This window comes from Nostoc sp. NZL (assembly GCF_015714705.1).
In the GTDB taxonomy this organism is placed as follows: Bacteria; Cyanobacteriota; Cyanobacteriia; order Cyanobacteriales; family Nostocaceae; genus Nostoc; species Nostoc foliaceum_A.
Genome location: NZ_WBKL01000065.1, coordinates 1 through 23059, shown reverse-complemented (window position 1 = coordinate 23059; position 23059 = coordinate 1). Strand labels below are relative to the sequence as shown.

The window sequence follows — 23059 nt, the reverse complement described above, 5'->3', positions numbered from 1 at the left end:
AAACTGTAGTGGAAAGTGCGTAGGCGTAGCCCGTCGTAGACATCGCTGTACTAGCGAACCCCAACGAAACCAGCTTGTTCAATTGCCCTTTGCCCTTGGTCAGTTAATAAAAATTTGGTATATGCATCTCCAATTTGCTGTTCTCGACCTTTATTCTGCTTAATAATCACAAATAAATTAGCAATCATCGGATAACTGCCATCTTTAATCGCTTGAGTATTTAGCTGGTTGCGCTGACGAGGACACTGCTCAGACGATACCAAAGGTTCGCGGTAGGGAGGAACTAGCTGATTAGAAGTACTACCCAATGGCAAAGCCTTTACACTACATTGAGGTAATACTGAACGTGCAGAAGCGTAATAGACACCACCAGGGGTTTTACTGAGTTGCCGCACTGCCTCTGTAGTAGAGTAGACATACTGCACATTAGAGCCTAGTGTTTGCCCCTTTAAGTCGCTGTTGCTAGAGAATATTACTGTATCTGCGTCCTTTGGTCGTTGCGAAAAAGGTGTAATGGCTAGGTTTGGCCCACCTACTTGATTCCAGTTAGTAATTTTTCCCAAATAAATCTGCTGCAATTGATCAACAGTTAAACCAGGCACATTGAGCGATGGGTTGACTACCACCGCTATGCCATCCCTACCCACCTGACGTTGCTCAAGGGTGAAGCCTCGCTCTTTTGCCATAGCTTGTTCTTCATCTGTAAGGGGACGAGAAGACTGAACAAAGTCTAGTTTCCCATCAAGCAACATCCGAATGCCGGAGCTAGAACCAGGGCTACCATTAACAGGGTTTACGTAGCGTAATTGTAGTTCAGGGCGATCGCTCTGGATCTGAGAATCTACCAATTGCCGGATAGATGCCCAAGCTGTACTGCCTCCGTAGTTAGATGAGTCAGTAGGGACATCAGCAACTGTCTGAAAAGTTGATGCAGTACTAGAGAGGCTGTTGAAATTTTGATTAGAGGAATTAATGCTGGTACGGGACGCTAAATTCGGCCGCAGTAACCACCAAAGCAGTCCGCCAATAACCATAAGTGTCAGCACTTTCCCAATAATCAAACCTCTAAGAAAGAGGGCGATTTCGCCGCTAATTAAAGCTTTTCTTTGATTTGTATTGTCCATATCTTTAAAATGTTGTTTATTATATTTATCCTACAGGAATCTACCAATATTTAGGTTAAAACAAATCTAAAGTAAGTCAGTTAATAGCCAGTTTTATGATTACTGGTAGATGATTACTTTTTCTAATTGTAGTGAGGTTTAATTTGCTCTTTAGTAGTCTTTGCAATAGTGCAATTGCTGTTACAGACTCCTCTTTTAGCTGCTGATTTCGCTATTAAGCTACTCACATGAACATTAATGAACCGTGGCTCAACTAATTTTTCTATAAAATTATTTAATTGAGTAGGTTGGTTTGGAGGCGATGTACCTGTATTAATAAATGTATAGATTAAAACTATTACTATGAAGCTAGTGGTAGCACCAAGACCTATTCCCAGCAGCAAAAGAAAGTTTTTATAAGTTAGCAAATAGCTATCATCAGTGTTTTGGTTTATGCCAGCAGACTGTGAGGATTGTGACAACGCCAGCTCAGAATTAAGCGCTTGTAAAGCTTCTACGGCAGATTGGTAACGCTGGCTATAGCGATCGCGAACCATTGTATCTAAAATATTTGCCAGAGCGTCGCTTACCTGTGCCTGATCGCGCCAAAGAATTTCTCCAGTATTGGGATCTTCTTGTAGTTGCTCAGGTATTAAACCTGTCAAAGCTTGAATGCCAATCATCCCTACTGCATAGATATCGCTGCAAAGTTTTGGCTTTCCCTTAGCCTGTTCGCTTGGCATATAGCCAGGAGTCCCAACAGCAATTGTTAAGCCTGCTCCTAAAGCACCAATTTTCTTAATACTCCCAAAGTCAATTAGCACAATTTTCTGATCGGAGTATCGCCGCATTAAATTTTGGGGCTTAATATCCCGGTGAATAATATTATTTTGGTGGACGAAAGCCAGCACTTCTAGGATATCTTTTAATAAATTTAAGACTGTATTTTCGCTAAGACGTTGACCTGGTACAATTTCTTGAGTCAAAGCATGACCGTCAATAAATTCCTGGACTAAATAGAAATCTCCATCTTCATCAAAATGGGCGAATAGTCTAGGAATTTGATCATGGTCGTTGCCTAGCTGGTATAAAACTTCCGCTTCCCGAGCAAATAGCTTTTTAGCAATGGGTAGAACAGCAGGATTGGAATCTTTTGGATGGAAATGTTTGACCACACAATGGGGTCGCCCTGGTAAATCTAAGTCGAGGGCTAAGTAGGTATCACCAGATCCCCCGCTTCCTAAATGTTTGACAATCTCAAAGCGATTCCTAAGTGTTTTTCTGGCAAGAGAGGATTGATGTCTGTTACGTATAGCACCTCTTAACAAGTAAGTATTGCCAGATTCTCCGCTTCCCAGCAGTTTGACAGTCTCAAAGCGACTTCGGAGTGTTTTTCTGACTAGACGGTTCTGGCTCATGTGGCGTATACTACTGGTTAATTTACTGACCATTCAGAGCTTAGGTGAGGTTATGAATACCTGCCGCTAAATTTGTTGGTATTTGAGGCAGTCCGCTTCTTAGGCGACCTATGCTTTGGAGCAGTTTTATGGTTAGCCGCTTGATTGATTCATTTAATACCTTTATAGGTATCTTAATATAAAATTTATTTCTGGAATAGTTCAATAATTTTATCACTTAAGTAAATTTAACACTAGCCCACAGTATTTAGAACTGTGGGCAGAAGATAACTTTCAGTAGTTAGAAGGTTTATTTCTTTTAACTGTTGGGTCTGATTACTGGCAAAACCTCGAATAGTGGAATTTAAAGACACAAATATTATTACAGTGTCCACCACAATTTTGTTGGCAGATTTTAGTCATCACTAACCGCGATCGCGTTGCCATGTCAACGTAAGTACGACAAAAATAAAAAAGAGCAAGAGTAATAGCAGGTAAGACTTTGAGGGAAATAAGTGTAACTTGTCAATTATTCAGATTTATTCAATAGTTTTTATAAAATATCCAACTTTTCCCACTTTTCCCACTTTTTAGTCGCGCCTATATCAATTGCAATAACTCACTTAATATTTAGCAAAACTCATAGTGAAAAAAGTTTAAGCTGGTTTGAATAAATTTTCTGTAACTCTTGCTAGATAAAGGATAAAACTGTTTTATAGAAAATAAAAAACGTTTTAGATAACTTCCCAGATATTTTATCTTCTAGAAACTGTTTTAATTTAGATTTTGTTGCCAACCGATAGATAAAATAATGTGACATCAGGGCAGCTAGCTGCAACGGCAGCATTCTACTAATTAAAAAAGCCCCCGACTGGGGGCCTATTAAGTTGTCCGCGTGGAGTGAACAACTAAATAATCAATTCTCACAGTAGATACAGTAATCCGAACAAAATAATCCAAATCACGTCAACGAAGTGCCAGTAAATTTCGGCTGCTTCAATACCAAAGTGCTTTTCGTTACTGTAGTGACCCGGAACGCGCGATCGCCATAACACGGCAACAATTGCCAAAACCCCTATGGTAACGTGCAATCCGTGGAAACCAGTCAAAACGTAAAACGCACTAGCAAATAAATTGGTAGTTAAACCAAATTCTAAATGGGTATATTCATATACTTGACCCACTAAGAAGATAGCACCCATTGCAGCAGTAATTGCTAACCAGATTCGCGCACCTTGCGTATCGTTCTTTTTAATAGCAGTGTCGGCATTGTGCATGACAAAACTACTAGAAATTAGATTGATAGTATTGACTCCAGGTAACAATAGTTCTAACTCTGGGGTACCTGCTGGGGGCCACGCAGGTAAGGTAGCACGGAAAGCCAAGTAGGCTCCGAACAACCCCATAAAAATCATCCCTTCAGCTATCAGGAAGACAATTAGCCCAAACAGGCGATGGTCTGGATGTTCTTCATGATGACCGACGGACGCTTCCGTTGCGTGGTGATGATTTAGTTCGGTTTTAGCTGGGTCAATAGTTTGACTTTGCATGAATTTTGATAAGTGGGGAATGGGGAATGGGGAATGGGGAGTGGGAGTTAGGAGTTAGGAATTGTTATAACTCATCATTCATAACTCATAACTCTTCACTCCTAACTCATAACTCTATTTACGGTCTTCGGGATTAGCAGCAACCGCTGGATCAGGTTCTGCTCTTAATACTGAGTTCGGCCCGCCAGACAAGACTGGATTGGGATCAGATAAAGGTACACCTTCGTTAGCCTTTTCCAAGCCGTAGTCGTAGGGGCCTGTAGCTAGTACTGGGGTTTGATCAAAATTCTCGATCGCTGGCGGTGAGGTTGTCATCCATTCTAAGGTAAGTGCCCTCCAAGGATTATTACCAGCTTTTTCGCCGTATAACCAACTCCAAATCGCATTGATGATGAAGGGGAATGTCGAAACTGCTAATATGTAAGCGCCATAAGTGCAGATTTCGTTGAGAAAGGTAAATTTGGGGTCATACTGGGCGATGCGGCGGTTCATGCCCATTAATCCCAGCTTGTGCATTGGTAAGAAGGCCATATTTAGACCCACTATTGTTAAGGCAAAGTGAACCTTACCCCAAAATTCGTTTACCATCCGTCCCGTCATTTTCGGAAACCAGTGGTAAATCGCCGCATAAATACCGAGAACACTACCACCAAACAGAACGTAGTGCAAGTGTGCCACCACAAAATAGGTGTCGTGAACGTGAATATCAAAGGGCACTGCTGCCAACATCACGCCACTGATTCCACCAATTACAAATGTGCCGACAAAACCGATGGCGAACAGCATGGCGCTGTTAAGCTGGATTTTTCCACCCCACATTGTCGCTAACCAGCTGAAAATTTTAATTCCGGTGGGTACGGCAATGATCATAGTGGTGATCATAAAAAACATCCGCAACCAACCAGGGATACCGCTGGTAAACATGTGGTGCGCCCAAACAATTAGCCCCAGAAAGCTAATTGCTAGAGAGGAATAAGCGATCGCTTTATAGCCAAAAATCGGCTTGCGGGAATGCACGGGGATAATTTCCGAAATTGCCCCAAAAAAGGGCAAAATCATAATGTAAACCGCTGGGTGAGAGTAAAACCAGAACATGTGCTGATACACAACTGGGTCGCCACCGCCACTTGGGTTAAAAAATGTTGTCCCGGCAATTAAGTCAAAGGAAAGCAGAATTAGACCTGCTGCTAAGACTGGCGTAGATACCAAAGTCAGTGCCGAGGTAGCAAACATCGCCCAGCAGAACAAGGGCATTTGGTGAACCCCCATACCGGGGATACGCATCTTGAGCAATGTGACGAGGAAATTGATTGCCCCTAGAATCGATGACGTACCTAGTAGAAGGACGCTCATAATCCAAATTCCCTCACCTACTTGACCTGTTACCAAGCTCAGGGGAGGGTAGGAAGTCCAACCCGCATCCGGTGCATCGCCTACCACTAAACTGGTGATCAACAATAAACCCGCAGGGGGAATCATCCAAAAAGCAACAGCATTCAAGCGCGGAAATGCCATATCCTTTGCCCCAATCATCAAGGGAATCAGGAAGTTAGCAAAACCCGCACCAGCTGGCACAATCCACAAGAAAATCATGATTGTGGCGTGCAGCGTAAATAAGCTGTTGTAGACTTCAGGGGTGACAAAATCGACTTCTGGGGTTCGCAGTTCTGTACGAACCAAGTCAGCCATCACCCCACCAATACAGTAAAAAATGAATGTAGTGACTAGGTATTGAATCCCAATCACCTTATGGTCGGTGTTGAAACCAAAGTAGTCTTGCCATTTTCTGATCCCTGGCTCCTCAACAAGAGCAGGGGCGTTGGCAGTTTCTTGCACTTGAGCTTGGGTCATAGTCATTAGACATTAGTCATTAGTCATTAGTTAATAGTCATTGAATTTTGACTAAACAACATATTGACTAATGGTGAACTTGATGGAGGATTTCTGGCTGAATTCCCATGTCCTTGGTGTAAGGCGCGAGAAATTCATTTGGGGATAAATCCGCAGGGTTAACAGCAACGGCTTGATTTAGCGTTTCTTTGCTGGCAACTAGCTGTTCTTGCACCCATTTGTCAAAGGCTTCTTCTGGCTCAACAACTACTGTTGCTCTCATTGCACCGTGGTAGGGGCCACAAAGTTCAGCACAGATCAGGACATAATCTCCTGCTTTTTGTGGAGTGAAACGAATCTCACTTTGTCTACCAGGGATCGCATCTTGTTTCAGGCGAAACTCTGGCACCCAGAAAGCGTGAATGACATCATTTGCTGTCATATTGATTTGCACTTCTCGCCCGATAGGGACGTGCATTTCACCTGTAGTTATACCAGTTTCAGGATAAGTGAAAATCCAGGCATATTGTAGACCTGTGACGTTGACCTGTAATTCTGCTGGTTGCCCTGCTTTATCAGGAGTTCCCCCAATTGTCGGAGCAACACTACCGACACCAGGAGCATTCCGCAGTTGGGGAATTTGGTCAGCATTACGAACTTCTGCCGTAGCTGGGTCTTGCATTGCCTCATCAGATTTTTCTTGATTGAGGTTGGGTTCGGTGCTGGGAGGAGTATCGCTTAAAGTTGCAGCCATAGCAGTTCCAGGCATTGCCATCGACTCCTGATTCATCATCGGCGCTTGATGGATAGCATGGGGATCAAAGCCACCGATTTCGTTGTAGACATCAAAGCTGTAAACAGAAATACCGATAACGATAATTGCTGGGATCGCCGTCCAGAGAATTTCTAGAGGTACATTGCCCTCAACTGGTGGGCCGTCTTCATTATCACCTGCACGCCGACGGTATTTAAATGCGGAGTAAATCAAAATACCTTCAACTAACAGGAATATACCTGTAGAAATGACCATCATCGCGTTGAACAGACCATCGACTAATACGGCTTCATCTGTCGCTGCTGCTGGCAACAGACCGTGATTTTGACCGTACCAAAGGCTGGCTAGCGTTAGCACGATGCCAATGAGTAATGTCCAGATTGAACTTGGAATCTTCACGGCTTACTTAATTGAATTTACTACGTTATCTTAAAGCTGTTCACTTACTAAGGTAGTCTAGGCTGGAAGGCATATAGTCCAAAGGTCTGAAATTTTTATTAATTTTTTTAACTATTTTACTAATTTTGAGTACAAGGTGAATAGCAGGGGGCAGGAGGCAGGAGTAACTCAGATGCATTTAAAAGTATGGGATTGAACCACTGGGTTTTATACCCAAAACTAAAGTTTTCATTCATAATTATTTCCTCCTGCCTCCTGCCCGACGCTCGCGGACTCGCTCTAAGCGAAGCTATGCCGCAGGCTTTACGCTGCGCTATCTGCCTCCTGCCTTCTCCTAAAATTCAGTGGAAAAATTTAAGGAAAAATTTAGAATGTTTAAATTAATTGTCATTAATCAATTTTTCACATCTTGAAAAATACCTAAAGCTTCAGGCAAAACCTTTCTGGAGTGATTCAAAGTATAAGTGAGTGCTAATCTATAAACCCTTAGCCTATACGCTAGGGTGAAGATAGGACGCTAAAAGAAAATTGAAAATTTTAACAGATCCACCAAGAGCGGGCAGAAGGTATCGTTAATGAGCGAATTTGTCCTACAACAACAAAATGAAGCGGCTCTTCAGCAGCAAAAGCCCAAGGAAATGATTCGTCGCTTGGTGTGGAAAATATGCATAGCCACCTTAATTTTGATGGCAATAGGCAGCGCCACCCGCGTGATGAATGCTGGACTTGCTTGCCCAGACTGGCCCTTATGCTATGGCGAACTGGTGCCAGCCAAGCAAATGAATCTCCAGGTGTTCCTGGAGTGGTTTCACAGATTGGATGCAGCTTTGATTGGTGTAAGCGCGATCGCACTTTTCGGCTTGTCCTGGTGGCATCGTCGTTTCTTACCCAGATGGCTGCCTTGGGCATCCACATTCGCCCTGTTTTTAATTGTCTTCCAAGGCATCTTGGGTGGACTCACCGTCACCGAGCTATTGCGGTTTGATATCGTTACCGCTCACTTAGGAACGGCGCTGTTATTTTTTAGCACCCTCCTAATTATCGGCACAGCGCTCACGCCCTATCAGGGGACTGGAACCATTGGTAAGTTGCCTTGGGTAGGTTTAACTGCTGCTATTCTGGTTTACCTGCAAAGTTTGCTAGGCGCTTTGGTAGGCTCTCGCTGGGCACTACACCAATGCCTTGGCGGTTCTCAACTTTGTACGGTAATGTACAGCCATATTGCTGGTTTGGTGCCACCAACAGTGGCAACCTTGGCAATGGTATTTATCTGTTGGCGAACACCAGCACTACATCCAGCCTTACGGCGACTGGCAAATATAGCTGGTGGGTTGTTAACCTTACAAATCTTGTTGGGATTCGCCACTTTCAAATTACACCTCCAAGTTGAGCCTCTCACCGTCTCTCACCAAGCTATAGGAGCTACTTTGCTTGGTACTTTGGTGGTCTTCACAGTTCTCGCACTGCGTGACTGGGCTACTAGCCGTGAGATCACAGTGTTGAGCAATGACTGCTGAGTATGGAGTCAGGAAACAGGGGGAATAGCGGAAGGAAAAATTTCTAACTCTTGTACAGACGCGATTAATCGCGTCTCTCCAAACTCAGCACTAAATTATGGCCGCAACGGCGAGTATTGCGACCCACGCAGGTGCAGAAAATCTGTGTTTTCATTTGCCTGAAAGAGCCAGCTTGAGCGGGGGCTGCATATAAGTTGTTGAAAAATAAGGAACCAGAGCCAAAATGATTGAGACTAATGTCTCTCGCCACCACCAAACGTTTTTACAGGTAATTCAAAGTTACTACCAGCTAACCAAGCCTCGGATTATTCCGTTGCTTTTGATTACCACGGCTGGGAGTATGTGGATTGCTGCTAAGGGAGAAGTAGACCCATTGCTGTTGCTAGTAACTCTCACTGGTGGCACTTTGGCTGCTGCAAGCGCCCAGACGATTAATTGTGTTTATGACCGGGATATTGATTATGACATGGAGCGGACGCGCCATCGTCCGATGCCATCCGGTAAGGTTCAGCCGCGTGATGCTCTAATTTTTGCGATCGCACTAGCGACAATTTCCTTTACACTCCTAGCAGTATTTGCCAATCTGTTAGCCGCGCTGCTAGCCTTCTCTGGGATCGTCTTTTATATTTTGGTTTATACCCACTGGCTAAAACGCCACACCCCTCAGAATATCGTTGTTGGTGGTGCGGCTGGGGCAATTCCGGCTTTAGTGGGTTGGGCTGCTGTCACAGGTACATTAAGCTGGTCAGCATGGCTGATTTTTGCCATCGTCTTTTTATGGACACCACCCCATTTCTGGGCGCTAGCTCTGATGATTAAAGATGACTACGCAAAAGTTGGGATACCAATGTTACCTGTGATTGAAGGTACTACGGCAACTGTAAAGCAGATTTGGTACTACACGCTGGTAACAGTATTTGCAACCGTGTTATTGGTTTATCCCTTGGGCGCGAGTGGAATTCTTTATGCTGCGATCGCTGTAATTCTGGGAGGATTATTTATCCACAAATCTTGGCGTTTGTTGCAAAATCCAGAGGATCGCGCTGTAGCTAAAGAGTTGTTTCTCTTTTCCATCTCCTACATGATGCTGTTGTGTCTGGGGATGGTAATTGATAGTCTTCCCGTTACCCATAATCTGATTAATGCAGCGATCAATCAGTTGCATTTTATTGCTTAGGGGATGGAAAATTTAGCGATCGCGTTTGGTAAAGGGGCGCGATCGCATTTTGATAAATCAAAAAATATACATAATAATTAGAGCTTGCCGGATTTGCGATGTCTACGATGGGCTACGCCTACGCATCTGTAAAACTTAAAATCCAAAACTGAAAATTTTTAATACCTTATTATTTAAGTAAGATTCTTAGCGGACAATTTTCTTCATTAGGAAAATGGCAGTTAACCGCATCATAAACCATTTCCCGTAGTGTTTCTATATCGTCAGCCTGAGTCAAAATTGACTCAGTTAGAGCTACTGCTGTATAACCACCATCTGGATCATCTTCAACGATAAATACAATTTCAGTCATAGCGAATTTTACCTTAACTACTAAATTTTACAATCTATAAGCCTTGATGTAAGGGCACAGAGTCTTTTTCTTCTTCCATCTAATCTCATACTCCATACTGCTCTGGGTAGTTGTCCAGCCGGAGCAGCTAATGTAAATGATAGAAAATCATAAGGCTTCCAATTATTTTTAATGCGCCAACCTAGACACTCTCCAAAATACTTCCAAGTTTCCAAATCTAAGTCAGGTTTTCCCCCAAGGCTATCCCATACTCGCTTTTGGATACTAAAACCAAAGCGTGCATTACTGTATTTTACCCATAAGATATCAATGGTTAAGATATCTTGACAAGGAAAATTTTCGATATCTTCTACTCTGAGATAACCTTCTTTTTCTCGACGAGATATTTTAAGCATAAGCTTCCAGGTTTCTTGATCAGCTTCTCGCCATTTTCCAGATACTAGTAACTTTTGCAAAATTTTATAATCTATACCTACTGCTGAATTCAGATTTTCATCATTAATAACTTGTATTACCTCATCCACAGATTGATAGCGATCTTGAATATATTCCTGAATTAATTTATCTAAAACTTGAATCATAACAAGTGTAATCTTTGTACCTTTTGGTAAATATTTTTTCCATCTACACCCACCTCTTAGCGCATCATCAAGTTCATCAGAACCATCTGGTTTTGGAAAGCATTGGGTTAACAGCCGAATACAAGTCACACCCAAACTATAAAGGTCGCTTGCAGCGAAAACTTGACCGCGCATTTGTTCCATTGGTGCATATCCAGGCGTTCCTACTATTGTGCCAACACCTAAAACAGGTGCCTTCATCTGTTTAGAAACACCAAAATCAATTAATATTAACTTGCCATCCAGACGGCGCATAATATTTTCTGGCTTGATATCTCGGTGAATTACACCGCGTTCATGGATAAACTTCAGAATAGGCAATAAATCAGTTAAAAGCTGTTTTATCTTTTCTTCGCTAAAGGCTCCCTGCTGCTGCAATTCTTGTAATAAATTCTGTCCTTCAATTAACTCTTGTACCAAATAAAGCCGCTTATCTTGCTCAAAATAAGCAATCAAACGGGGAATTTGTGGATGTTCTCCCAAGTCATAGAGACGCTTTGCCTCTTGCTTAAATAACTCTGTAGCTTTCTCAAGTGCAGCCGTTCCTTCAAATTGAGGAACAAATTGCTTAATTACGCAAGGTTCATCTATCTTATCTACATCCCTCGCCTCATAGGTTCTGCTAAATCCACCCTCACTCAAAAGTCGTATTACCCGAAAACGGTTTCTGAATAATGGTGTGAGTGTTTGTCCACACTTAATACAAAACTTATTGTCATCAGGGTTAAAGGGATTTGAACAACTGGAATTAGAACAGTAAAGCATATTTGGGAATAAGCAGATGGTATCTATTGAGTTTTCCCATTTTCTGCTTAATGGGTTTCATGAGCCTTTATATTTTTGAGCAGATTTACTTCTAGTGGCAGCTACAGTCTCAAGTTACTTTTGCTAGCTTAGTGACATAGAGTTTATCGCTTCCCAGTAAGCGGCTGGAAGCAAAAGGGTTAATATGGCTCATTTAAATCAGCGTCGTCCCCAAAATGTCAACGGCGATTTTTATGTAGATAATACCTGTATTGATTGTGATACCTGTCGCTGGATGACTCCTGAAGTTTTTTCTCGTGTTGATGAACAGTCGGCGGTTTATCATCAACCAAGTAATGATGCGGAAAGATTAGCAGCGCTTGAAGCACTTTTGGCATGTCCTACTAGTTCTATTGGCACAGTTGATAAACCAAAAGATATCAAAGTTGCTCAACAACAGTTTCCAATATTAGTAGCAGAAAATATTTACCACTGTGGCTATCATTCTGAAAAATCTTACGGTGCTGCTAGCTATTTAATTCAACTTCCAGAAGGTAATATATTGGTGGATTCTCCCCGGTTTACGCCGCCTTTAGTCAAGCGTTTAGAAGAACTGGGGCCGATTCGTTATATGTACCTAACTCATAAGGATGATGTCGCAGATCATCAAAAGTTTGCCGAACATTTTCAGTGCGATCGCATCCTTCATGCTGACGATATTACTGCCGATACTCGCAATGTAGAAATACAGCTAACTGGTTCTGAACCATTTAGCTTGACTCCAGATTTATTAATTATCCCAGTTCCCGGTCACACCAAAGGACAAACTGTCCTACTTTATAAAAATCAGTTTTTGTTCACTGGCGATCATCTCGCTTGGTCAGAAAGCTTGCACCAACTGGCTGCATTCCACCGTGTCTGCTGGTATTCTTGGTCAGAACAGACTAAATCAATGCGTAACTTAGCTAATTACTCTTTTGAGTGGGTGCTACCAGGTCATGGACGAAGGTTTCATGCTGATAGGGAAAGCATGCGCCAGCAGATGCACAAGTGTATTGAGTTGATGGAATCTTTGAATTGACCGAATAATTCATAATTATTTGGTCATCTGAAAAAGCTAATGAAAAACCTAACCCCCTAACCCCCTTCCCGCGTCGGGAAGGGGGAAAATTCAAAGTTTCTCTCCTTTTAGGAGAGAGATTTAGAGAGAGTTCAGACTGTATTGCATACAAACCAGAAGCGCTATAACCTGGGTTTTAGAACCCTTTTAAGTAAACACGGATTATGAAAAAGCTGATCAACAAGCCGGAAGACTTTGTGCGGGAAAGTCTAGAAGGTATGGCGGCGGCTCATTCCGATTTAATTAAACTGAATTATGATCCTACTTTTGTCTATCGAGCCGATGCACCTATACAGGGTAAAGTAGCAATTATTTCTGGTGGTGGCAGTGGGCATGAACCAATGCACGCTGGCTTTGTGGGCAGAGGAATGCTTGATGCCGCTTGTCCTGGCGAGGTTTTCACTTCACCGACTCCTGACCAAATGCTAGAAGCAGCCAAGCAAGTAGATGGAGGCTCTGGTATCCTTTATATCGTCAAAAATTACAGTGGCGATGTCATGAACTTTGAGATGGCAACGGAGTTAGCCCGTAGTGAGGGCATTCGATCGCTAAATATTTTGATTGATGACGATGTAGCAGTGAAGGATAGTCTTTATACCCAAGGACGCCGGGGTGTGGGAACAACAATACTGGCAGAGAAAATTTGTGGCGCGGCGGCTGAGGCTGGGTATGATTTGCCACAAATAGCAAATTTATGTCGCCGAGTCAATCTCAATGGGCGAAGTATGGGAATTGCTCTAACATCTTGTACAGTCCCCGCTAATGGAACGCCGACATTTGAATTGAGCGATCGCGAAATTGAATTAGGTATCGGTATCCACGGCGAGCCAGGAATAGAACGCACAGCTATTAAAACAGTAGATGAAATTACCGGAATTTTGACGCGATCGCTCCTTGAGGATGCACCATACAGCCGCACACTGCGCGAGTGGGATGAAGACAAAGGAGAATGGGTAGATGTAGAACTAACAAATCTACCATTTGCCAAAGGCGATCGCTTGTTAGCTTTTGTCAATAGTATGGGTGGAACTCCGGTTTCGGAACTGTATATTGTTTACCGCAAACTCGCCCAACTCTGCGAACAGCAAGAATTGCAAATTGTGCGAAACTTAATAGGCCCTTATATTACATCTCTAGAAATGCAAGGTTGCTCCATTACCCTGCTGAAATTAGATGACGAGATGATCCGCTTGTGGGATGCACCAGTCAAAACACCAAGTTGGCGCTGGGGAATTTCATAATTACGAATTACGAATTACGAATTATGTTGACTCAAGCGCAGATATTACAGTGGTTGCAGGCATTTGCAACCGAGATAGAGCAGAATAAAGCATATTTGACAGAATTAGATGCTGCGATCGGAGATGCTGATCACGGTATAAATATGGATCGCGGCTTCAAAAAAGTAAGTACTCAGTTACCAATCCTTGCAGACAAGGACATAGGCAACATTCTTAAAACCGTGAGTATGACCTTGATTTCTTCCATTGGCGGTGCCAGTGGCCCTCTTTATGGCACTTGGTTTTTACGAGCAAGTACAGCATTAGTTGGGAAGCAAGAATTAACAGAACAAGATGTTTTAGGACTATTCCAAGCAGGCTTAGACGGTGTGCTGCAACGTGGAAAAGCGCAACTAGGAGACAAAACAATGGTGGATGTGCTATCTCCGGCTGTAGACGCTTTTGGGCAAGCTGTAGGAGAAAGTAAGGGAACGCTGGAAGCTATGCAAAAAGCTGTAGCAGCAGGCCAAAGGGGGTTGCAAGAAACTATACCGATGCAGGCGAAAAAGGGACGGGCTAGCTACCTGGGGGAACGGAGTATTGGACATCAAGATCCAGGAGGAACTTCTGCTTATTTGATGTTGAAAAGTTTGTTAGGAGTGTTAGAAAGTTCTGGCGAATAAAAAATTTTCTGAAAAATCTGTATTTGACAACAAACGATCGTTCTTTTTCAGGATAATGACATTAAGCTATGTGCCTAGAGGATTGATGGCGCATGAAGATGTCGTTATTGAAAGGGCAGGCAATATAGCGGTTTTCAATTGCGTGAAATACAGACCTAATACCAATTTTATGCGAAGTTGCACATTATTTTGACCCCTCCCAACCCCCCTTAAAAAGCTATCCATTATAAACATCTTTCTTAATACAAAGATTGACAAAAGTAAGTATTTATGTGGTGGAAGGATGGAGAAAAAATCACCAGTGACTGGAGAGAATGGCAATGAGAATTAACAGAGTCTCAAAAAGTATTATTTTTTCATGGCTACGTGGTTGTAAAACCTAAAAGCTCGGAAGTAGAAGAGTGAAAACACCCAAAAAACTGACTAGACAATGGAGTAATAATTAAATATTGAGAGACTGACAAGTAAGCCAACCCGCAACCAGATCATCTAATCGACTCAATCCACGCCAGAGAACTTTCACGCCGGGAGAGCCATCGCTTTTGCGACCTAAAAAGCCACCAAGTCAAGCAATCCAAGAAGAAGAATATCCGCTCAAATCCTGCTTCATTGCCCAGAAACTCTTGCATTAACAGTGCATCCCGCTTGGCATAGTTTAGCGGTTGCAGATAATCATACTGGTTAATTCTGATCGCGATCAATTAAACAAACTTCCCACGAGTTTGAGAAAGTGAGTCATATTTTGCTCTAATGTTTGAGCGCTAACCTTAACGGCATCTCCTACCCCTTTGCTACCAGTAGGTTCCCTGATAGTTTCCTCTCCCTAACTGCGTGTATTACTACTCCCGCCTTTAGCACTATCAGGAATCGATATTTGAGGCATTTCATCCTTTACAATCCAAATGCCGTCGTTTTTGGGTGTTTCTGACATATTACTTTAAATATTTATATTAAATCTTTCCATAAATATAGATACAACAGTAAAGATAGTTATTCCGATTACTAAGAAATTTCACTGAATATCTCTATCCCACCTCTCCCTCCTTTGCGAACCTCCGCGTTTCCATAGACAAGAGACGCGATGAATTATCGCGTCTTTAGCGATCTAGAGTTTTCATCAAAAAACCTTAACTGAACCGTATTGCCTCCAATTACAGCAAATTTTGTCAACCAACTTGGAATGAAACATCAAAAACATAACCCCTCTCCGCCACCGGAAAGGGGTTAATCACTGCCGAAACTATATTGTACAGACGCGATTCATCGCGTCTCTATTCAGCAATATCTAATAAGCATCTTGCAACTCGTAGAAATCAGGCGAGATGTAATCCTTCCGCAAAGGCCAACCCACCCAATCCTCCGGCATCAAAATCCGCTTGAGATTTGGGTGTCCTTCGTAGATAATGCCGAACATATCGTAAGACTCGCGCTCTTGCCAATCTGCGGTCTTCCAAATCCAGTACAGAGAAGGGACTACGGGATTTTCCCGTGGTAAGAACACCTTAACTCGAACTTCTTCGGGGCGATCGCTATTATCACCGACTTTAATCAAGTGATACACACTTACCAATTCCTGTCCTGGCCCAAGGTCAACGCCACCTTGAAACTGGAGATAATTAAACCCATAAGCATAAAGGGCTGTAGCGGTAGGAAGCAAGAAATCTGCCGCCACCTTAATTATCTCTACACCATTCTTATCTGGTGCTAAAAACTCATGGTCAAAGCCATTTTCTGTCAACCACTGGGAAACTTTACCCGCTTGTACCAATGCCTCTTCTTTACCTGCTGGTACTGGTTTAGATTCTTCTTCAGCCACGGGTTTGTTCCTCCTTTTGCGCCTTTTCTGTCAGCAGTGCAGGTGGTATTGGCATACCGATCGCTTCCGTCAATTCCTTCGGTGGTGCATAGCGAGTTTCTGACTGCAAATACTTACCAGTTAAGATTTCCTCTACTGGCTTCAAATTATGAGTCGTGCTGTAGTAGCGGTGGGTTTGCTTAATTTTATCCCGCTCTTGCATCGATTCATTGGCGATTTTCTTTCGCAGCTTAATGATTGCGTCGATAATTGCTTCTGGACGGGGAGGGCAACCAGGCAAGTACACATCCACAGGAATCAGTTTATCGACTCCGCGCACTGCCGTGGGAGAATCAACGCTGAACATCCCGCCAGTAATTGTGCAAGCTCCCATCGCAATTACATACTTCGGCTCCGGCATTTGTTCATAAAGACGCACCAGTTGGGGAGCCATCTTCATCGTAATAGTCCCTGCCGTAATAATTAAATCGGCTTGGCGGGGGCTAGAACGGGGAATTAGTCCAAAACGGTCAAAGTCAAATCGGGAACCAATTAAAGCTGCAAACTCAATAAAGCAGCAAGCAGTACCAAACAGCAACGGCCACAAACTAGAAAGCCGCGCCCAGTCGTAGAGGTCATCAACCGTCGTCAAAATGACGTTTTCTGAAAGGTCTTGAGTGATTGTAGTCCGTTCAATGGGGTTGATGATTCGCTCTTTGCCCTGGGTTGTTAAGTTAGAATTCAAGACCATTCCAAAGCTCCTTTACGCCACGCGTAAACTAAAGCGACTACAAGAATTGCAATAAAGACTAGCGCTTCAATAAATGCCAATAGCCCCAAACGGTGGAAAGCTACCGCCCAAGGATACAAGAAAACAGTCTCCACATCAAAGACGACGAAGACCAGAGCAAACATGTAGTAGCGGATGTTGAACTGAATCCAGGCTCCCCCGATGGGTTCCATACCAGATTCATAGGTGGTGCGACGTTCTGGGCTGTAACTACTGGGTCGTAGGAGCTTGGATGCTGAGAGCGCTAAGGCAGGTACTAGGCTACAGATTATGAAGAAGCCTAGAAGGTACTCGTAACCGCTGAGGACAAACACAATGAGTATCTACCGCTTATGGAGTATTTTAAGTAGTGACCTGAGATTGGGTACTGACGACTAAAGATTAGGGACTATAGCGATTCTGTGTTGAGTTCAATACAGACCTAACCGCCAGCCCCTTCTCCTTGGAGGGAAGGGGAGCAAGCATCAAAGCTTCTCTTTTTTTAGGAGAGAGGAATGCCCCAATTCCCCATAGCCAATGCCCAATCCCTTGAATTACGTTACTTTCTTTTACATTATATCTGTTTGGTTTTTCTGAAATCTGGGAAACAGATGCACTTCAGGTATTTAATTCGCTTTTGCTAGTGATAGAAAAGTCTAACAATTATGTCATAATTTTTAACGTATATTTAAGATTTCTCCTCTGCGAGGCCTTAGCCATGAGCGAACCAGCTGTTGAGACTACGGTGTTAGACCGCTACGAGTGTCGCGCCTGCGGTTATGTTTACGAACCTGAAAAGGGAGACGACAAGGATCATATTCCTTCAGGGACAACCTTTGCAGAACTGCCCATAAATTGGCGCTGTCCAGTTTGTAGTGCTAAAAAAACCGCTTTTGCCAACATCGGCCCTGCGGGTACTGCATCAGGCTTCAAAGAAAATCTCGGTTACGGTTTGGGTGTCAATAACCTAACGCCAACACAAAAAAATATCCTAATTTTTGGTGCTTTGGCTCTTGGCTTCTTGTTTTTTATCAGTCTCTACGGCTTGCAATAACAGCCGTTATATCGGAAACAGGGAGTTTACTGTGTAATTAAAATCGCATAAATGTGTCGTTCGTTTTACCAGTTCCGTAGAGCGGTCATGACCCTCAATACCATATTGGGTTAATATTTTCTGGAATTTTTGAAAAGCTTTTTAATAAGGACTTTTAATCCAAAATCCAAAATCTAAAATCCAAAATTGGTATAAGGTAAACCTTTTAGAGAACACCTACAGAAATTTAGAAACAACTTAAGAAATACTAATGCATTCAATTGTGAAAAGTTGGCAACGAATAGCTGCCTTGTTAATAGTAGTCATCATGTGCATAGGTTGTAGCAAAGTTCCTTCTGTTAGCTACAACCCTTGGAAAGTAATTTCTGTGCCAACAGACTCGAATCTATTGGATATTGCTTTTACTAATAACCCTGAGCATGGCTACTTAGTAGGTAGCAATGCCACCCTCTTGGAAACCAATGATGGTGGTAATACCTGGAAACCAATCACACTGCAACTGGATGAGCAGAAGTATCGCTTTGACTCAGTAAGTTTTGCAGGCAAAGAAGGCTGGATTGCCGGAGAGCCTGGACTGTTGCTGCACACTACCGATGAAGGTGCTTCTTGGTCGCGTATTCCCCTGAGCGAAAAGCTACCAGGTAGCCCGATCGCAGTTAAGGCACTAGCAGACAATACAGCTGAAATGGCTACTGATGTAGGAGCCATATATAAGACCACAGACGGCGGCAAAAATTGGAAAGCCCAGGTGGAATCAGCAGTCGGTGTAGTGCGTAACTTGGAACGTTCTGCTGATGGTAAATATGTTGCCGTTTCCGCTAAGGGTAGTTTCTACTCAACTTGGGAACCGGGACAAGATGCTTGGGTACCCCATAACCGCATTAGTTCTCGGCGGGTAGAAAATATGGGTTTTGCTAACAATGGGCAATTGTGGTTGCTAGCCAGGGGAGGTCAAGTTCAGTTTAGTGACCCAACTAAACCTGAAGAATGGCAAGAGGCAAAATATCCAGAGTTATCTACTAGTTGGGGTTTACTGGATTTGGCATATCGCACACCCAATGAAATTTGGGTAGGTGGCGGTAGCGGTAATTTGCTACGGAGTGCCGATGGTGGCAAAACTTGGGAAAAAGACCGTGAGGTAGAAGAAGTTGCTGCTAATTTGTATAAAATTGTGTTCTTAGAGCCAGAGCGGGGATTTATAATTGGCGATCGCGGCGTTTTGCTCAAATATCTACCAAACCCTGAAACAACTTCCCCAGCAGAGGCTGCTTAGTTACCGAAGAGGCAGAGGGCACAGGGAGAAATAACTAATACGCAATGCCCAATGCCCCATGCACTATTTCTGAGAAGAACTTTGTAACTTGTAACTCTTTCTTAACTTTGTAGGATAATAAACTCAATAACACTCTATGTATAAGGTAGGGATCTAAATGTCAGGTACCACTGGAGAACGTCCGTTTTCGGACATCATTACTAGCGTTCGTTACTGGGTAATTCACAGCATCACCATCCCGGCATTGTTTATTGCCGGTTGGCTATTTGTCAGCACCGGGCTGGCTTATGATGCCTTTGGCACACCCCGCCCCGACGAGTATTTCACACCAGCACGGCAGGAAGTGCCAATTGTGAAGAACCGTTTTGAAGCTAAAAAACAAGTTGAACAATTTATTGGAAAGTAGTTTGAGATCATGACTAGCGGCAATAACATCAATCAACCAGTTACCTATCCAATTTTTACCGTTAGATGGCTGGCAGTTCACACCTTAGGTGTACCAACTGTATTCTTTTTAGGCGCGATCGCCGCAATGCAATTTATTCAACGTTAGGAGCAATTATGGTAGAAAGATCGCCCAATCCCAATAATCAGCCGGTTGAACTAAACCGGACTTCACTATACCTGGGACTACTACTAGTTTTCGTTCTGGGGATTCTGTTTTCCAGTTACTTCTTTAACTAACTGGGAACTACTGTTGTTAATCTTTGTTTATTGAACGTGTGTTGATTAGTTGTTAAGGGAGGAGAGAAGCTGTGTCTGGAAGTGGGAGAATTCCCCTGTGGGTCGTCGCTACGATCGCAGGATTAGGTATAATTACAGTCTTGGGCATTTTCTTTTACGGTGCCTACGCCGGACTCGGTTCTTCGATTTAACATGAGTTAGTTTGAACCGAACACTATAAGTTAGAATTTTCTAGCATTTGTTGAGAAATCAACGTTAAAAAAACCGCCTGTCTCTATGAGATAGGCGGTATTAATTTTGGTCAATAGTCTAGAAACGTATCTGACAGAATTGATAACTTTCGTTTGTCCGAAAACTTGACTAATGACTACTGACTCATGACTACATCAGCTGATATCGTCGCTTTCAATGTATAAAAATAGAAACGCGAAGGTTATAGCTGGTAGAACCCAACCAATGATGGGAACGAAGATAGAAGGCAAAAAGGAAGCTGCCATAATAAAGGTTCCTGCTAAATAACACTACAATTCAAAATGAGCTTACTGCAAATTCTGCCAGATTTTTGAAATTCTTTCATATTTTTAACACAGCTCATATTGGGAGTGGGAGTAGGGGAAGCTTTCTTGAATAATTCTTCCTTTTTCCCTTGTCCTTAAGTTATTATTTTTACTCACTACTCACTATCACATACCCAGGAGTTCATCTAGCTGCAAGTTGGGCAAGTCTGGAGGAATCACAGTTCGCACTATTGTGACTTTGTGACTTTCCTGTTGGGTTGTTAGATCAAGTGCGATCGCTTCTAAGCGAATTTCCAAACAGCCAAAGGGAATGTTTAATTGCGTCATCACTTCCAATCCTCCCAAGGCATTAGGTAGGAGATTTGCCAGTAAATGGGGCCCCTCTAGTAACCAGCGAGTTTGATAATCTTCAACCCATAACTTGACAACAACTTGGGGAGGTACTTCAGGCAGTACTACGCGCACTATGATCAACTTGCCGGCGATTAGTTCGCCGTCTGGTATATGCAGTTCTGGAATTGGCAAAGGCTCAATGACTGCCGTATTTATGGGTGGAGAAGAGGATAAACCTAACAGTGGTTGCTTCTCTTCTTCAAGGGAGTAATTCTTTGTTACATCGGCTTCCAGTTCATCATATGTATCATCTACAACAATTTCTTGCGCTAACCAAGCCGACGCTATATTCATTTTTATCGGAGGAGGGGGAGGCGGTAGTTGTGTTACCAGAGCCATTGAGAGTGGTGGTTCGGATACTTTTTCTACTACCGTATCTTCCCCTATCTCTAGATCAGCTTCCTTTGCTGTGTCTGTGTCTTTCCCAAAGTTCCCAAGATCGAAAACCGACTCTTGAACTTCTTCCCACGTCTCTGTATCAGCATCTAGGTTTAACGGCAAGTTGACATCAACATTGGGAGTATTGGGAGTTTCAGCACTAAGAGAAAGCTGGGTCTGCTGGGCTGGAACATAGTTATCGTAGTCTTGAGGTTGCAGATCATTAATGGATTCAGGCAAAGAGTATCCTTGGCTCTGCATCCACTTCCTGAGCAGAGGAGATGAGTAAAGGTTACCTGTTGTAATAAATTGTGAATTTGGCTGGGTTTCTACTTCAGCAACAGATTCTTCCTGGAATTGTGCATCATCTACTACTAATTCCGGTATACTTTCGTCTTCAACTACAATTTCGTCCAACTGCGGAAAGTCTTCATCTGCTGCAACTGGCAATGAATTTGGGGGGACATTGCTTTTTACTTCTTCTGTATCACCTGACAAAGTTTGTAGGCGTTTCAAGTATGGCAAAGTAGTGTCGAGCATTGGCATTCGACGTTGCCTGATGACCAACTGCTCCAAGTTGATGGCAGCTATAGTTGCATCCTTTTCTAGAAACTCATCCTGTATAGGGGGTTCTGCAACAACATCTGTGGGAAGGTTGGCATCGCTTTGAATAGGTGGCAGTTTCGGCAATTGAGGTGAAGTAACTGAATTTTTTAAGTTAGATGTCCGCAGGGTGGCTTCTCGCAGAACTTGCAGGTTAATTTGCGGTGGTAAGGGTGTATTTGAGGATGGATTGAGTATCTGAGACTGATCTGTTTTTGGAATATTGACCAGATTGAATAGTTTCAAATCGATCCTCACAGCAGTCTCCGGCTCAGTAAAAGCAGCAGACGAGTCCGATAGTGTTATGGGGTCATTTAAGGATGTACTAGGTTTTGCTGCGGCTGTGATTGCCAGTAATTCTGTTACATCTGCTGTAATGGTGAAAGACTGGCTGGCTAACCGGATGACTTCACTAACATCGGCGAATTTACCATACAAACTGATATCTGCCAAAATTAACTTAGATTCACAGTCAGCAGGAATATTAATTGAGGTATTGATGATGAAGGGCAACTCCTGGTCTGGTAAGGGTTGCCGTACCTGGGTTAAGATTTCTGGTTCTAGGGGCGATCGCAGTTCAATTCCTAGTTCAAGCGCTCGCAGCCTTTTTGGGGATAATGTTTCAGTCTGATCTAGATTAGTCTTTTCTTTGAGTTCTATCTGCCCATTGATTGTAAGAGCTTGTCCCCAACGAGCTATGTAAGTATCCTGGTCTAAAGTTAGCAGTAATGGTGGCGGTGGTTGTGTTGCTGGAGAATTTGTAACCTTTTCATCTTTTGGCAGGGCTTCAGAAGCGGGTAAAGCTAAATCTATTAAATTTTGTAAAATCTGCTCTGCCGTCTCACCTTTGAGCCAAACAGGACTCACAGGCTCATCGATATCTTCCTCAGTTTCATCTGGTACAACAATGGTAACGGGGTTGCTGTGTGTAGCAATTGCCTGTTCTGTAGCGATCGCCTTATCTAGCTTAATTGCGGGTTCTGTTGGGGCACTAGCTTCCAAATTCCCTTCATCTAGCACAACAATGGTAACAGGGCTGCTGTGTGTAGTAATTGCTTGTTCTGCTAGGGTAGTACATTCCAAGTTTTCAGAAACAGTATCTGAG

The 23059-nt window shown here is 43.0% G+C and carries 25 protein-coding genes; 11 read left to right on the top strand and 14 right to left on the bottom strand.

Features of this window, described 5'->3' with window-relative positions:
* Positions 1-50: 50 nt before the first annotated feature.
* The 5 genes from F8R90_RS09465 to F8R90_RS09445 form a co-directional block, all read right to left on the bottom strand.
* A complete protein-coding gene (locus F8R90_RS09465; RefSeq protein WP_196510540.1) occupies positions 51-1124 on the bottom strand; it encodes a PstS family phosphate ABC transporter substrate-binding protein in 1074 nt (357 codons plus the stop codon).
* Positions 1125-1246: 122 nt separating this feature from the next.
* A complete protein-coding gene (locus F8R90_RS09460) occupies positions 1247-2521 on the bottom strand; it encodes a serine/threonine-protein kinase (RefSeq protein WP_230966217.1) in 1275 nt (424 codons plus the stop codon).
* A gap of 902 nt (positions 2522-3423) precedes the next feature.
* Positions 3424-4050, bottom strand: a complete 627-nt coding sequence (locus tag F8R90_RS09455; protein ID WP_196510538.1) for a cytochrome c oxidase subunit 3 — start codon at positions 4048-4050, stop codon at positions 3424-3426.
* 114 nt (positions 4051-4164) lie between these two features.
* Entirely contained in the window at positions 4165-5901 is a 1737-nt protein-coding gene (gene ctaD, locus F8R90_RS09450; protein WP_196510546.1) for a cytochrome c oxidase subunit I, read from the bottom strand.
* 67 nt (positions 5902-5968) lie between these two features.
* Positions 5969-7054, bottom strand: a complete 1086-nt coding sequence (locus F8R90_RS09445; RefSeq protein WP_196510537.1) for a cytochrome c oxidase subunit II — start codon at positions 7052-7054, stop codon at positions 5969-5971.
* Positions 7055-7629: 575 nt separating this feature from the next.
* On the opposite strand from F8R90_RS09445, the gene F8R90_RS09440 reads away from it, so the two are divergent.
* Both F8R90_RS09440 and F8R90_RS09435 read left to right on the top strand, forming a co-directional pair.
* Complete coding sequence (locus F8R90_RS09440) at positions 7630-8571, top strand: COX15/CtaA family protein (RefSeq protein ID WP_196510536.1); 942 nt, start codon at positions 7630-7632, stop codon at positions 8569-8571.
* Positions 8572-8794: 223 nt separating this feature from the next.
* A complete protein-coding gene (locus tag F8R90_RS09435; protein WP_196510535.1) occupies positions 8795-9748 on the top strand; it encodes a heme o synthase in 954 nt (317 codons plus the stop codon).
* Positions 9749-9917: 169 nt separating this feature from the next.
* Here the strand turns inward: F8R90_RS09435 and F8R90_RS09430 are convergent, their stop codons facing one another.
* Together F8R90_RS09430 and F8R90_RS09425 are read right to left on the bottom strand one after the other, a co-directional pair.
* Positions 9918-10100 (bottom strand): 2-oxoisovalerate dehydrogenase E1 subunit beta, encoded by a 183-nt coding sequence (locus tag F8R90_RS09430; protein ID WP_196510534.1) that lies wholly within the window; start codon positions 10098-10100, stop codon positions 9918-9920.
* 20 nt (positions 10101-10120) lie between these two features.
* A complete protein-coding gene (locus F8R90_RS09425) occupies positions 10121-11485 on the bottom strand; it encodes a GUN4 domain-containing protein (protein ID WP_196510533.1) in 1365 nt (454 codons plus the stop codon).
* 184 nt (positions 11486-11669) lie between these two features.
* Here F8R90_RS09425 and F8R90_RS09420 point away from each other — a divergent pair, with 184 nt between their 5' ends.
* The 3 genes from F8R90_RS09420 (at position 11670) to dhaL (ending at position 14487) form a co-directional block, all read left to right on the top strand.
* Positions 11670-12545: an MBL fold metallo-hydrolase gene (locus F8R90_RS09420; RefSeq protein ID WP_196510532.1), complete on the top strand. Its 876-nt coding sequence runs from the start codon at positions 11670-11672 to the stop codon at positions 12543-12545.
* 203 nt (positions 12546-12748) lie between these two features.
* Positions 12749-13825: a dihydroxyacetone kinase subunit DhaK gene (gene dhaK, locus F8R90_RS09415; protein ID WP_196510531.1), complete on the top strand. Its 1077-nt coding sequence runs from the start codon at positions 12749-12751 to the stop codon at positions 13823-13825.
* 23 nt (positions 13826-13848) lie between these two features.
* The gene (gene dhaL / locus F8R90_RS09410) at positions 13849-14487 is read left to right on the top strand and encodes a dihydroxyacetone kinase subunit DhaL (RefSeq protein ID WP_196510530.1); all 639 of its coding nucleotides are present in this window, start codon (positions 13849-13851) and stop codon (positions 14485-14487) included.
* A gap of 442 nt (positions 14488-14929) precedes the next feature.
* Here the strand turns inward: dhaL and F8R90_RS33815 are convergent, their stop codons facing one another.
* The 5 genes from F8R90_RS33815 to ndhC form a co-directional block, all read right to left on the bottom strand.
* Complete coding sequence (locus tag F8R90_RS33815; protein WP_442946743.1) at positions 14930-15010, bottom strand: hypothetical protein; 81 nt, start codon at positions 15008-15010, stop codon at positions 14930-14932.
* Positions 14973-15188: a hypothetical protein gene (locus tag F8R90_RS33810; RefSeq protein ID WP_442946742.1), complete on the bottom strand. Its 216-nt coding sequence runs from the start codon at positions 15186-15188 to the stop codon at positions 14973-14975. Before F8R90_RS33810 ends, F8R90_RS33815 begins: the two co-directional genes overlap by 38 nt.
* A gap of 584 nt (positions 15189-15772) precedes the next feature.
* Positions 15773-16303, bottom strand: a complete 531-nt coding sequence (locus F8R90_RS09400) for an NAD(P)H-quinone oxidoreductase subunit J (RefSeq protein ID WP_196510529.1) — start codon at positions 16301-16303, stop codon at positions 15773-15775.
* On the bottom strand, positions 16296-17033 hold the full coding sequence (gene ndhK, locus F8R90_RS09395) for a photosynthetic/respiratory NAD(P)H-quinone oxidoreductase subunit K (RefSeq protein WP_196510528.1): 738 nt from the start codon (positions 17031-17033) through the stop codon (positions 16296-16298). The genes F8R90_RS09400 and ndhK overlap by 8 nt, the downstream gene beginning before the upstream one ends.
* Positions 17024-17386 (bottom strand): photosynthetic/respiratory NAD(P)H-quinone oxidoreductase subunit C, encoded by a 363-nt coding sequence (gene ndhC, locus F8R90_RS09390; RefSeq protein WP_104908259.1) that lies wholly within the window; start codon positions 17384-17386, stop codon positions 17024-17026. Before ndhC ends, ndhK begins: the two co-directional genes overlap by 10 nt.
* 383 nt (positions 17387-17769) lie before the next feature.
* Between ndhC and F8R90_RS09385 the strand changes: the two genes are divergently transcribed.
* The 6 genes from F8R90_RS09385 to F8R90_RS09360 all read left to right on the top strand — a co-directional run bounded on the left by F8R90_RS09385 (position 17770) and on the right by F8R90_RS09360 (position 20253).
* On the top strand, positions 17770-18105 hold the full coding sequence (locus F8R90_RS09385; protein WP_196510527.1) for a rubredoxin: 336 nt from the start codon (positions 17770-17772) through the stop codon (positions 18103-18105).
* Positions 18106-18355: 250 nt separating this feature from the next.
* Complete coding sequence (locus tag F8R90_RS09380) at positions 18356-19378, top strand: photosynthesis system II assembly factor Ycf48 (protein WP_196510526.1); 1023 nt, start codon at positions 18356-18358, stop codon at positions 19376-19378.
* A 157-nt stretch (positions 19379-19535) separates the two neighbouring features.
* Positions 19536-19784, top strand: a complete 249-nt coding sequence (gene psbE / locus F8R90_RS09375) for a cytochrome b559 subunit alpha (RefSeq protein WP_162399775.1) — start codon at positions 19536-19538, stop codon at positions 19782-19784.
* A gap of 9 nt (positions 19785-19793) precedes the next feature.
* Complete coding sequence (gene psbF, locus F8R90_RS09370; protein WP_015115279.1) at positions 19794-19931, top strand: cytochrome b559 subunit beta; 138 nt, start codon at positions 19794-19796, stop codon at positions 19929-19931.
* Between the two features lie 8 nt (positions 19932-19939).
* Positions 19940-20062 carry a photosystem II reaction center protein L gene (locus F8R90_RS09365; protein WP_012411802.1) on the top strand — a complete coding sequence of 41 codons (123 nt, stop codon included), beginning with the start codon at positions 19940-19942 and terminating at the stop codon, positions 20060-20062.
* A gap of 71 nt (positions 20063-20133) precedes the next feature.
* Positions 20134-20253 carry a photosystem II reaction center protein J gene (locus F8R90_RS09360; protein WP_012411803.1) on the top strand — a complete coding sequence of 40 codons (120 nt, stop codon included), beginning with the start codon at positions 20134-20136 and terminating at the stop codon, positions 20251-20253.
* 195 nt (positions 20254-20448) lie between these two features.
* Here the strand turns inward: F8R90_RS09360 and F8R90_RS09355 are convergent, their stop codons facing one another.
* On the bottom strand, positions 20449-20559 hold the full coding sequence (locus F8R90_RS09355; protein WP_084227157.1) for a photosystem I reaction center subunit VIII: 111 nt from the start codon (positions 20557-20559) through the stop codon (positions 20449-20451).
* Between the two features lie 186 nt (positions 20560-20745).
* The coding region (locus F8R90_RS09350; protein ID WP_196510525.1) for a hypothetical protein at positions 20746-23059 on the bottom strand (2314 nt) is incomplete at its 5' end.

Bases quoted from the DNA above. Each gene is read 5' to 3' on its own strand.
- dhaK (WP_196510531.1), top strand. From the start codon at position 12,749: ATGAAAAAGCTGATCAACAAGCCGGAAGACTTTGTGCGGGAAAGTCTA.
- F8R90_RS09385 (WP_196510527.1), top strand. From the start codon at position 17,770: ATGAGCGAACCAGCTGTTGAGACTACGGTGTTAGACCGCTACGAGTGT.
- F8R90_RS09465 (WP_196510540.1), bottom strand. From the start codon at position 1,124: ATGGACAATACAAATCAAAGAAAAGCTTTAATTAGCGGCGAAATCGCC.
- F8R90_RS09430 (WP_196510534.1), bottom strand. From the start codon at position 10,100: ATGACTGAAATTGTATTTATCGTTGAAGATGATCCAGATGGTGGTTAT.
- F8R90_RS09380 (WP_196510526.1), top strand. From the start codon at position 18,356: ATGCATTCAATTGTGAAAAGTTGGCAACGAATAGCTGCCTTGTTAATA.
- dhaL (WP_196510530.1), top strand. From the start codon at position 13,849: ATGTTGACTCAAGCGCAGATATTACAGTGGTTGCAGGCATTTGCAACC.
- F8R90_RS09455 (WP_196510538.1), bottom strand. From the start codon at position 4,050: ATGCAAAGTCAAACTATTGACCCAGCTAAAACCGAACTAAATCATCAC.
- F8R90_RS09355 (WP_084227157.1), bottom strand. From the start codon at position 20,559: ATGGCAGCTTCCTTTTTGCCTTCTATCTTCGTTCCCATCATTGGTTGG.
- psbF (WP_015115279.1), top strand. From the start codon at position 19,794: ATGACTAGCGGCAATAACATCAATCAACCAGTTACCTATCCAATTTTT.
- F8R90_RS09425 (WP_196510533.1), bottom strand. From the start codon at position 11,485: ATGCTTTACTGTTCTAATTCCAGTTGTTCAAATCCCTTTAACCCTGAT.
- psbE (WP_162399775.1), top strand. From the start codon at position 19,536: ATGTCAGGTACCACTGGAGAACGTCCGTTTTCGGACATCATTACTAGC.
- ndhK (WP_196510528.1), bottom strand. From the start codon at position 17,033: ATGGTCTTGAATTCTAACTTAACAACCCAGGGCAAAGAGCGAATCATC.
- F8R90_RS09440 (WP_196510536.1), top strand. From the start codon at position 7,630: ATGAGCGAATTTGTCCTACAACAACAAAATGAAGCGGCTCTTCAGCAG.
- F8R90_RS09365 (WP_012411802.1), top strand. From the start codon at position 19,940: ATGGTAGAAAGATCGCCCAATCCCAATAATCAGCCGGTTGAACTAAAC.
- ctaD (WP_196510546.1), bottom strand. From the start codon at position 5,901: ATGACCCAAGCTCAAGTGCAAGAAACTGCCAACGCCCCTGCTCTTGTT.
- F8R90_RS09460 (WP_230966217.1), bottom strand. From the start codon at position 2,521: ATGAGCCAGAACCGTCTAGTCAGAAAAACACTCCGAAGTCGCTTTGAG.
- F8R90_RS09435 (WP_196510535.1), top strand. From the start codon at position 8,795: ATGATTGAGACTAATGTCTCTCGCCACCACCAAACGTTTTTACAGGTA.
- F8R90_RS09420 (WP_196510532.1), top strand. From the start codon at position 11,670: ATGGCTCATTTAAATCAGCGTCGTCCCCAAAATGTCAACGGCGATTTT.